The organism is Acidovorax sp. HMWF018, from assembly GCF_003061035.1.
GTDB lineage: Bacteria > Pseudomonadota > Gammaproteobacteria > Burkholderiales > Burkholderiaceae_C > Acidovorax > Acidovorax delafieldii.
Window position 1 is genome coordinate 1 of record NZ_QAIM01000152.1, and the last position, 9,946, is coordinate 9,946.

The window sequence follows — 9,946 nt, forward strand, 5'->3', positions numbered from 1 at the left end:
GCGCCGCAAACGCACAGCAGCGCGGCGCATGCAACCGCATGCTTGGCCATTCCGTTCATAGTTGTCTCCTTCGTTGAACTTGGGGCTTGGCCCCGATTCCTCTTCTTCACATTGCGCCTGGCGTCTCATGGGAAAGCTCCACGCGCAGCCCGCCAAAGACCACATCGTTCGATGACTCGCGGGTTCATCGTGGTTCCTCCGGCTCGTTCAGTATAGATAGACGCCTAATCTTTTTGATAGTCGCCTAATCAAATTTTCCGGATTCAGAACGCCCGGCTGTGGCGGGCGTGCGACGCTTTCACGCCTGACCCGTTGGTGGCCGCGAAACACTGGCAGAGACCATCCCGCACGGCATCGGAACCAACCCGGATTGATTGGATGATCAATGCCTCGCGCCGGACTCCGCAGCATCCCGTCGGGTTCGAATCCCGTTGTCGCCGCAAGGAGCAATGGACGAACGAAGACGGTGCAACGTCGATTCACAACCGATGGGGTGCCTGGCCAGCGAGCCAGTCGCGCGCCGGCCTCTGCCCGCCGTTCACGGGCACGCGGGCACGTCCGCCAGCGGCGTTCTTCCAAGTTCCACGCGCTGCTTATCGGGCCATCGCCGGCCCGCTGCACCGGTGCGCGAGACCGTGGTCACCGTGCAGCGGCACACGGACATGCGGACCGGTTGTCAGGACAGTGCGGCGTCTTCACCAATGCCCGCGAGGCACGATGGAAGCCGAGCGCATTGGCCATGCGGGCGCACAGCGCACCTCCGGGCGCGAGAGCCCTGCGCACCCTGGAGGACAGGATGGCCACCGGGCGGCGCCGGTTGAACCATCGATCAACCTCGGGATGAACCCTAGCTCGCCACGCGGGCTGCCACGCCGCGTTGCTTCTTCATAGGTTGACCGCGCATTCAAGCTTGATGCACATCAACCTTGTTCCTAGGATCGGGATCTTCTTAGGGCACGTGTAGTTGCCTGCAACCGGAGACACCATGAAGAATCCATCAAGCCCCACTCGGCGCTCGCTGCTCGCGGCCGCCGCCATGATCGCCGCAGGCTTCGGCCACTCGGCCATCGCACAAGAGAACTATCCCACCAAGCCGGTCACCCTCATCGTGCCCTTCACTCCCGGCGGGAGCAACGACGTCATCGCCCGCGTGATCGGCCAGCGGCTCAGCCAGATCTGGAACCAGCCGGTCATCGTGGACAACAAGGCAGGCGCGGCCGGAAGCATCGGGACCGACCACGTGGCCAAGGCCCCTGCGGACGGCTACAAGCTGCTGATCACCAACAACAACACCATGTCCATCAATCCGGTGCTGTTGCCGAAGACGCCGTACGCCGTCGCGCGCGATTTCGCCCAGGTCACGCAACTCGGCGCGGTGCCGGTCGTGCTGGTAGCGAACTCGAACGTGAAGGCCACGACCGTGAAGGAACTCGTGGCGCTCGCGAAGGCCACTCCGGGCAAGCTCACTTATGCCTCGTCGGGCTCCGGCAGCCCGCAGCATCTGTCCGCGGAGCTCTTCAAGGCGATGACGGGCACCGACATCACCCACGTCCCCTACAAGGGCGCGGCGCCGGCCATCACCGACATGCTGGCCGGGCAGGTCGATCTGCAGTTCGGTGCCATCAACTCGCTGCTGCCGCACATCCGCACCGGGAAGCTGCGCGCGCTCGCCGTGGGTGGCACCCGGCGCGCCAGCCTGCTGGCCGATGTCCCGACCATGGCCGAGGCCGGCCTGCCCCAGTACGACAGCGAGATCTGGCTCGGCCTGGCGGCCCCCGCGGGGACCCCTGCGGCGGTCATCAAGCGGATCAACGCCGATGTCACCAAGATCCTGAACGAGCCCGAGGTGAAGGAGAAGCTCGCCGAGCAGGGTATCGAGACGCGGCCGAGCACGCCGCAGGAGATGACCAAGCTCGTCGAGAAGGACACCGCGCGGTGGGCGAGCGTCATCAAGAGCGCGGGCATCAAGGCCGATTGAGCGGAGCACCCATTGAATTCGAAGCAAGCCATTCCTTTGCGCCGCGACATTCCCGCAGCGGGCGCCGGCGCCGGCAGCCTGTGGGCCAGCGACGCCATCGCGGAGATGATCCGCGCGCTCGACATCCCCTATGTCCTCCTGAACCCCGGGTCGAGCTTCCGCGGTCTGCACGACAGCCTGGTGAACCACCTCGGCAACATCGACCCGCAGATGCTGGTCGTGCTCCATGAGGAGCATGCCGTCGCGATCGCCCATGGCTACGCGAAGGTCGCCGGAAAGCCGCTGGCGGCGATCGTTCACAGCAACGTGGGCCTGATGCACGCGTCCATGGCGATCTTCAACGCCTGGGTGGACCGCGTGCCCGTGTTGGTCCTGGGCGCGACGGGCCCGGTCGATGCGGCCAAGCGGCGCCCCTGGATCGACTGGATGCACACCGCGCAGGACCAGGGCGCGCTGGTGCGCGACTTCAGCAAGTGGGACGCGCAGCCGGCTTCCGTCGCCGCGTCGTACGAGGCGCTGCTGCGGGCCAAGCAGATCGCGCTGACCGCACCCGCCGGCCCCACCTACGTGTGCTTCGATGTCTCGCTGCAGGAGACGCGCATCGATGCGATCCCGGCGCTGCCGGACGTCAGCCGCTACCAGGTTCCCTCCCCCGCCGTGCCGGGCAGCGATGAGCTGGCCAGAGCCGCAGCGCTGCTGTCCTCCGCGGCCCGCCCGGTCATTCTGATGGGGCGGGTCTCCAGGTCTAGCGAGGGCTGGCGCCAGCGCATCGAGCTGGCCGAGAAGCTGAATGCGCAGGTCCTTACGGACCTGCGCGCCGGCGCATCGTTCCCCACCGACCATCCGCTGCACGCGGCCGTGCCGGGCGTCTTCCTGACCCCGGACGCGGCCGCCACGCTGCGCGCCGCCGACGTCGTGCTGAGCCTGGACTGGTACGACCTGAACGGCACGCTGCAGCAGGCGTGGCGCAACGAGAGCGTCGGCGCCAAGGTGATCCAGGTCTCGCTCGACCACTACAGCCACCGGGGCTGGAGCATGGACCACCAGGGCCTGCCGCCGGTGGACGTGTTCATGCCGGTGGAGCCGGACGTCGCCGTGCCCCTTCTCTGCGCTGCCTGCACCGAGCGCCCTTCGGCCCTCCAGGCCCCGAAGAGCCCGATGGCCATGCCCCCGGTTCCGCAAGACGGGACGATCAGCATCGCGATGGTCGCCGACGCCCTGCGCCGGGCCGCGGGCACGCAGCCCATCACCCTGATCCGTGTGCCACTGGGCTGGAGCGGCGAGATGGGCCACTTCCGCGATCCGCTGGACTACCTGGGCATGGACGGCGGCGCCGGCATCGGCTCCGGGCCGGGCATGGCCGTCGGCGCCGCGCTGGCGCTGCGTGGAACCGACCGACTGCCCGTGCTGATGACCGGCGACGGCGACTACCTGATGGGCATGACAGCACTGTGGACCGCCGCCAATGCTGGCGTTCCCCTGCTTACCATCGTCTGCAACAACCGGTCGTTCTTCAACGACGAGCTGCACCAGGAGCGGGTGGCCCGCGATCGCGACCGCCCGGTGCAGAACCGGTGGATCGGGCAGCGCATCGGAGATCCGGACCCCGATCTGGCCGCGCTCGCGCGCGGGCTCGGGCTGCAGGGCCTCGGACCGACGGACAGCCCGTCGGAGCTCGACGAGGTCCTGGCCCGCGCCGTCGCTGCGGTGCGCGATGGAGCGACCGTCGTCGTCGACGTGCACGTCACGCCGGGCTACAGCGCCGCGATGGCCTCCGGCATGACCCGCTCCCATGAGGACCAGGAAGGAGGCCAGCCATGACAGCGGCCCCCATCGTCCTGCCGGACAGCGGCGACCTGAGCCCCTACGTCCAGCGAGTCCTGCCCCGGTCGAGCGGGCTGTTCTGGGACGGCCGCTGGCATGAAGGAGCGGACCAGGCGATCGCGACCTTCAACCCGTCCACGGGCGAGCGTCTGGCCGACGTGACCTCGGCGGGTTCGGCGGAGGTCGACGCCGCGGTCGCCTCGGCGAAGGCCGCCTTCCCGGCCTGGGCCGAGACCCCGCCCCTGCAGCGCGCGGCGCTGCTGCGGGAGGCCGCGCGCCGCGTGCGGCTGCATTCGCGGGAACTGGCGCTGCTGGACGCCGCCAACTGCGGCAATCCCGTGCGCGCCATGCAGATGGACGCGGAGATCGCGGCCACCCAGCTGGACTATTTCGCGGGGCTGGTGCTCGAGATCAAGGGCGAGACCATCCCGACCGCGAACGGCGCGCTGAACTACACGCTCAGGGAGCCGCTCGGCCCCGTCGCACGGATCTTCCCGTTCAACCACCCGTTCATGTTCGCGGCAGGCAAGATCGCCGCGCCGCTCGCGGCGGGCAACACGGTCATCCTCAAGCCGCCGGAACAGGCGCCGCTGTCGACCATCCGGCTGATGGAGATCCTGGACGGCCTGTTCCCCCCGGGGGTGCTGAACTGCATCGCTGGCGGACGCGAGACGGGTGCCGCGCTGTCCGCGCACCCGGATGTGGCCGCCGTCGCGCTTATCGGAAGCGTCGGCGCCGGCAAGGCCGTGCTGCGGTCCGCCGCGGACACGATGAAGCGCACCTTGCTGGAGCTGGGCGGCAAGAACGCGATGGTCATCTATCCCGACGCGGACCTGCGCAGCGCGGTGGAGGGGGCCGTGCGCGGCATGAACTTCACGTGGTGCGGGCAGTCGTGCGGCTCCACGAGCCGCCTGTACGTGCACCGCTCCCTGCACGATGAATTCATGCAGCGCATGGCCGAGGAACTGGCGCGCAAACACCGGCCCGGCATCGCGACCCACCTGGACACGACGATGGGCGCACTGGCGAGCCGCGCCCAGTACGACCGCGCGCTGCACTACATCCAGGCCGGCATCGACGAGGGCGCCGTGCTCCTGACCGGCGGCCACGCGGCGCGCGATGCGCAGCTGAAGGACGGCCTGTTCATCGAGCCGACCATCTTCACGGGCGTGCGGCCCGACATGCGGATCGCGCGCGAGGAGATCTTCGGCCCCGTGCTCTCGGTGTTTTCCTGGGACGACGAGGACCGGATGCTGGTCGAGGTCAATGGCACGGAGCTCGGACTGACGGCCTCGGTGTGGACCACGAGCCTGAACACCGGCCTGCGCGCCGCCAAGCGGATCCAGTCGGGCTACGTGTGGGTCAACGAGTGTTCGGTGCACATCCCTGGCGCGCCGTTCGGCGGCTACAAGCAGTCCGGCGTCGGCAGGGAGGAGTCCAAGGAGGAACTGCTGGAGTTCACGCAGCTCAAGAACGTCAACGTGAAGCTCGGCTAGAGACCATGGTTGCTCGATAGGTTGCCAAGAGGCTCGTCGTCGGCATCGTGGATTGCGCGCTTTCGTGTACCGGGCAAGATGCGACGCGCTCTCCAGCCACGATCCGTATGAACACAGGTCTTCCTTCGCCTGTCGAGCGACCACCCTGTCCAGCGCCCGGCCCGCCGGAATGCTAAAGGGGCCCGCGCCATGCGGAACGCTGGTTCCGCCGCGCCCATCCACCGTACGGCCTGCCCCCAAGCGCAACTCGCATATCGCCTCGGGAAATCTCTCCTGCGAGTAGCCGGCCAGGTCGCTCCTCGAGCCCATCGACATCTGCGGCATGACGACGCAACACAGCTCCTCGAGGTCTGGGGCCAGGGCGTCGCTCCGCCCACGTTCAGTGAGGAGGTGCAGGTGCTGTCGCGGCGGCTGGACAGCGCACAACAGGGTTCGCCCCAGCTTTCATATTGTTAGTCGATTAACAATAATGGTCGGCATGGCCTGGCCGCGCTGGGCCGTCCTCGCCAGACGCTCCGGCGACCGTCCTGCACTGCCAGAGTCGATGCCAATGCCACAGAGAACCAGGAGACAAGATGCACAACACGCCCCCCGCCTCCCGCCGGAGGTTCTTCCGCACCAGTGCTGGCATGGGTGCCGTCCTAGCCGCGGCCACCAGCACCGGCGCCTCCGGCGCCAGCACGCCCCCCCACGCCGCCGTGCGGGTGCGCAGCGGCTTTGTGGCCGGTCCTTCGACCTACTACGAGGTTCTGGAGCCGGTCGCGAAGACCCGCAAGCCGCCCATGGTGCTGATCCACGGCGGGGCGCACACCGGCTCCTGCTACATGGCGACCGCCGATGGCCGCCCGGGCTGGGCGCCCTTCTTCGCAGCCCAGGGCTACCAGGTGGTGGTCCCTGACTGGGCAGGCACCGGTCGCAGCGGCTACATCCCCTACGACGACCTGTCGGGCGAGACGGTCGTGAAGGGCCTTGGCAAGGTGCTGGCCACGCTGGACCGCCCGGCGATCGTCATGACGCATTCGATGTCGGGCCCCTTCGGCTGGAAGCTGCTCGAACTCTTCGGCGACCGCATCGTCTCCCTGGTGGCAATCGCACCTGGCGGGCCGGCCAACGTCAGCGCGCCGACCGAGTTCCTGTCCAGCACGTCGGACGACGTGGAAGTCCGCTTGGCACCCGGCGCTCCGGTGCTCAAGCTCAGCCGCAAGCTGCCCTTCGTTGCAGAACCGGGCTGGGCCACGAAGAAGCTGGTCGGCAGCAGCACGCGCTTCCCGCGCGAGCACCTGGACAGCTACCTGGCCAGCCTGACCGTCATTCCGCCCCGCCTGCTGCTAGAGCGGGTGAACTATGAGAACAGCGCGCCCCGTGTGACCGACCCCTCGGGCTACAAGGGCAAGCGCGTGGCCCTGATCATGGGCACCAACGACGCGGACCACACGGCCGCCATCGACAAGCCCATCGTCGACTGGCTGAACGACATCGGGGCGCGCGCGGAATTCATTCCGCTGGGCGACCGGGGCATCCAGGGCAACGGCCACATGATGATGATGGAGAGCAACAGCGACCAGTTGGCAGCCGGTATTGCCGCCTGGCTGCAGACCGGCAAATTCAGCGCCTCGGCGTCCTAGTACCTCCGGGCAGTGCTCAGGCCAACTCCGCCGTGATCCAGCGGCGCAGGCTGTTGGAGTAGGCCAGGTCGGTGACGCGCGGCAGGTCTTCCACCCGCACCATGCCCTCTTCCAACCACCACCGCGCGGACGCACCGCTTAGCAGGCGGCAGCGCAAATGCGGAGTGGCCATCGCCGTCATCGGGGCTGCCCCTCGCAAAGAGGGAGACGCACGAGTTCGCAGCGGCAGGCCGGTTGCCGCGGGCCCGCAATGCCCGGCGTCCAGTCCGCTCCTCCAGAGGATCGCCTCTCGGCTCCGAGCGACACAGGGCGGCGCTAGCGACGCGCACGGGCCCTGCCACGCTCATGGGCGGGGGACGTAACGGGCGCGCGGCCGCCAGAGGCCGGTCACGCCGCGCTGCTCCTGCACATGCGCAGCCCAGCCGGCCATGCGCGCCACCAGGAAGAAGACCGCTGCCGACCAGACGGGAAGCCGGAGCGCCCGCACCAGGCAGACGACGGCGAACTCATGCCTTGGATGGTCCGCGAGATTCTCCTTCGCCCAACCGACGAAGTCGGCGACCTGTCGCATGTTGAAGGAGTCGTCAGCCAGTTCGGTGGCGATGGCGAGCAGGTGCTTCGCGCGCGGGTCGCCGCCCAGGTAGAGCGGATGCGTGAAGCCGGGGATCCGCTGCGCCCGCTGGTGCAGGCGCAGGGCCTTGTCGCGCAGCGCCGTCGCGGACGGCCTTGCGGTGAGGAACCGGTCCACGACCGCATAGTGCCCGGCGATCTCGGTCCCGGCGCTTGCGCAGATGCCCACGGCAATGCAGTCGAAAAGGTTCGCGCCTCCCGAGGCAGCCGCCCGGACGGCCAGGGTGCCCGGCGGCAGTTCGTGGTCCGCGAGGAGCACGAGCAGCGCGTTCACCGCGCGGATCCGCGCTGGCGTGGTTTCGCATCCGAAGGACCGGATCAGCGTCGAAGCGATCGATTCGGAGCGCTCCGGCAGCGTCAGCGCGCGGGCCGGGCCGACGCATCCCAGCGCTTGCGCCACGGCACAGATCAGCAAGCGCGCCTCTTGCACGACGCCCGCGTCCAGACCCCCACCGCCCGACATCCTGCGGCTGCGCTCCAACTGGAGAGCCAGCATCGCGAGCGATCCGTACACGCGGTGAGGATCGGTACCGTGCAGTATCCGCAAACCGGCCTCGCGGGCCAGTGCCTGGTCGCGCGGAGGGATTCTCCAGGCGCCGGCCCTCGCGACATCGAGAGGAGCGCCCCAGAGCAATTCGCAGACCCGCTCGAACGGAACGCCTTGCCGCGCGAGGTCGCAGGCCAAGTAGCCCCGGTAGGCTGGACCCGCCTCGGTGATTTCCGTGATACCGCTGCTGACGATGGGCGGCCCATGGTCCATCGCACCGGCTGCCGCCGCGGCATGGCCTGCACGGGCGGCCGCGCGCGCCATGACCCGTTCGATGTCCGAGCGGCTGTACAGGTGCGCCTTCGTTCCGGGCTGGGGCACGCTGCGGATGGCCCCCCTGCTCACATAGGCGTAGAGCGTCTGCGGGCGGACGCCCAGAAGGGCAAGACTGGCTTTCGCATCCAGGAAATCCGGCTGCCGGCACGACGTGGGATCGGGGCATGTGCTCATGTGGGCTCCGCGCGATTCCAGCGTTCGACGGCACGTAAATCCCGAAACCGCGCTATGTCTCCGTAGGTCTAATCATTAGGTCTCTAATTATCTCACAGGCTGCCAGGCAGAAGACGGCGGCACTGGCCCGGCGGGTTCCGGCGTGCGTTCCATGGGGCATCCATGCCACTCGCCTGTGGCGCGCGGGGTCCACTGGGTGGCATCGTCGACTCGTCGACCCACATCGAGACCGATGCGGCGCGGCTGGCCGCTCGGGCGCACTGCGCCGCGGCGGGACCGATGCATTTGAGGGATTGGGGAGAGCGTGGCACTGCCGCGAGGCGCGGTGCGCTTCCATGGCGCGCCGCACCCAGGGCGCGGCCATCGGCAGCGCGGGCTACGGTCTTGCGGATGACTGAGCGGCGCCTGTCCGCTTCGGATCATCCTGAATGCACTCGTCGCTCGCCAGGTTGTCGATGATCTTCAGCAGCGAGCGCCGCACGATGCTGATGTGGGCATCCGTCAGGGATCTGATGGCGAGCGCGTTGACCTCCTCGGCCAAGGGCACGAGCTTCGCCTTGAGGCGCTTGCCCGCCGGCGTCAGGAAAACGTAGATGCTCTTGCGGTTGTCGGGACGCTGCTTTCGCAGGACGTACCCGAGCTCCTCCATGGCCTTCAGGGCGATCGCCGTGGTGGGCGCCATCACACCGGCCTCCGCGCTCAGTTCTGCCTGGGTGAGCCCATCCTTCTCCCAGAGAATCCGCAGGAAGGTCCAATGGCCGAGTTGGACGTCGTGGCGCGCAAGACGGGTCTGCAGCGATCGAAGAAAGGAGCGCGTCGCGTCCTTCACCAGATGCGCTAAACGGTCGTCGGGAACGCCCTCATGCCAGTGCTGCAGCATACGGCTCGCTACCTCCGCCGACTCTTTCCCTGCCTTTTTTGCCAATTTTCATTCCTCAATGCATCCCAACGGACGCTCTGCCCGGCCGACCCCCTGCAAGACAGCGGCGATCGGCGTACATGAACGAGCCGACGGACACGAAGAAGCGGGAGGAGGTTGAAAAGGTGCTGCCCAGGCCAAGCGGACCGCACAAATATAGCACCGTACATTCTGCTGTTCTCAGTAGGCGGCATGCTGATCCAGATCACAAAACCATGCGGTTGCACGGGCAATGCCGGGACGATGCCCAACGCCTTCGTTCTGGCAGGCCATAGACTTTTCGCCCCGCGTCGCACGCTTGGCACCAGGCTACGCGCGCACTTCGGCGCGTCAACCTTCAGCGAGCGGCTTCCCGTCCGCTCGAGACAGCGGCGGCCGATTGGCTTCAGCGCCCCGCTCCGCGGCTGCGCCGCCCGGGATGCGCGTGCGGGAGTTGCGCACCTCTTGACCAGACCACGGTGCCTGCGACACGCGGCC

Annotated in this window: 7 protein-coding genes; 4 read left to right on the forward strand and 3 right to left on the reverse strand. The window is 68.1% G+C overall.

Annotated features, from left to right (window positions below):
* Window positions 1-985 precede the first annotated feature (985 nt).
* The 4 genes from DBR23_RS05795 to DBR23_RS05815 all read left to right on the forward strand — a co-directional run bounded on the left by DBR23_RS05795 (window position 986) and on the right by DBR23_RS05815 (window position 6,923).
* The gene (locus DBR23_RS05795; RefSeq protein ID WP_026062146.1) at window positions 986-1,978 is read left to right on the forward strand and encodes a tripartite tricarboxylate transporter substrate binding protein; all 993 of its coding nucleotides are present in this window, start codon (window positions 986-988) and stop codon (window positions 1,976-1,978) included.
* A 12-nt stretch (window positions 1,979-1,990) separates the two neighbouring features.
* On the forward strand, window positions 1,991-3,799 hold the full coding sequence (locus tag DBR23_RS05800; RefSeq protein WP_059400360.1) for a thiamine pyrophosphate-binding protein: 1,809 nt from the start codon (window positions 1,991-1,993) through the stop codon (window positions 3,797-3,799).
* Complete coding sequence (locus DBR23_RS05805; RefSeq protein WP_017404458.1) at window positions 3,796-5,298, forward strand: aldehyde dehydrogenase family protein; 1,503 nt, start codon at window positions 3,796-3,798, stop codon at window positions 5,296-5,298. The genes DBR23_RS05800 and DBR23_RS05805 overlap by 4 nt, the downstream gene beginning before the upstream one ends.
* 575 nt (window positions 5,299-5,873) lie before the next feature.
* Complete coding sequence (locus DBR23_RS05815; protein ID WP_199227645.1) at window positions 5,874-6,923, forward strand: alpha/beta fold hydrolase; 1,050 nt, start codon at window positions 5,874-5,876, stop codon at window positions 6,921-6,923.
* Between the two features lie 16 nt (window positions 6,924-6,939).
* Here DBR23_RS05815 and DBR23_RS29530 read toward each other — a convergent pair whose 3' ends face one another.
* The 3 genes from DBR23_RS29530 to DBR23_RS05825 all read right to left on the reverse strand — a co-directional run bounded on the left by DBR23_RS29530 (window position 6,940) and on the right by DBR23_RS05825 (window position 9,430).
* Entirely contained in the window at window positions 6,940-7,095 is a 156-nt protein-coding gene (locus DBR23_RS29530; RefSeq protein WP_158276426.1) for a hypothetical protein, read from the reverse strand.
* 171 nt (window positions 7,096-7,266) lie between these two features.
* A complete protein-coding gene (locus DBR23_RS05820) occupies window positions 7,267-8,550 on the reverse strand; it encodes a citrate/2-methylcitrate synthase (RefSeq protein WP_017404455.1) in 1,284 nt (427 codons plus the stop codon).
* A 376-nt stretch (window positions 8,551-8,926) separates the two neighbouring features.
* Window positions 8,927-9,430: a MarR family winged helix-turn-helix transcriptional regulator gene (locus DBR23_RS05825; RefSeq protein WP_017404454.1), complete on the reverse strand. Its 504-nt coding sequence runs from the start codon at window positions 9,428-9,430 to the stop codon at window positions 8,927-8,929.
* Between the last annotated feature and the right edge of the window lie 516 nt (window positions 9,431-9,946).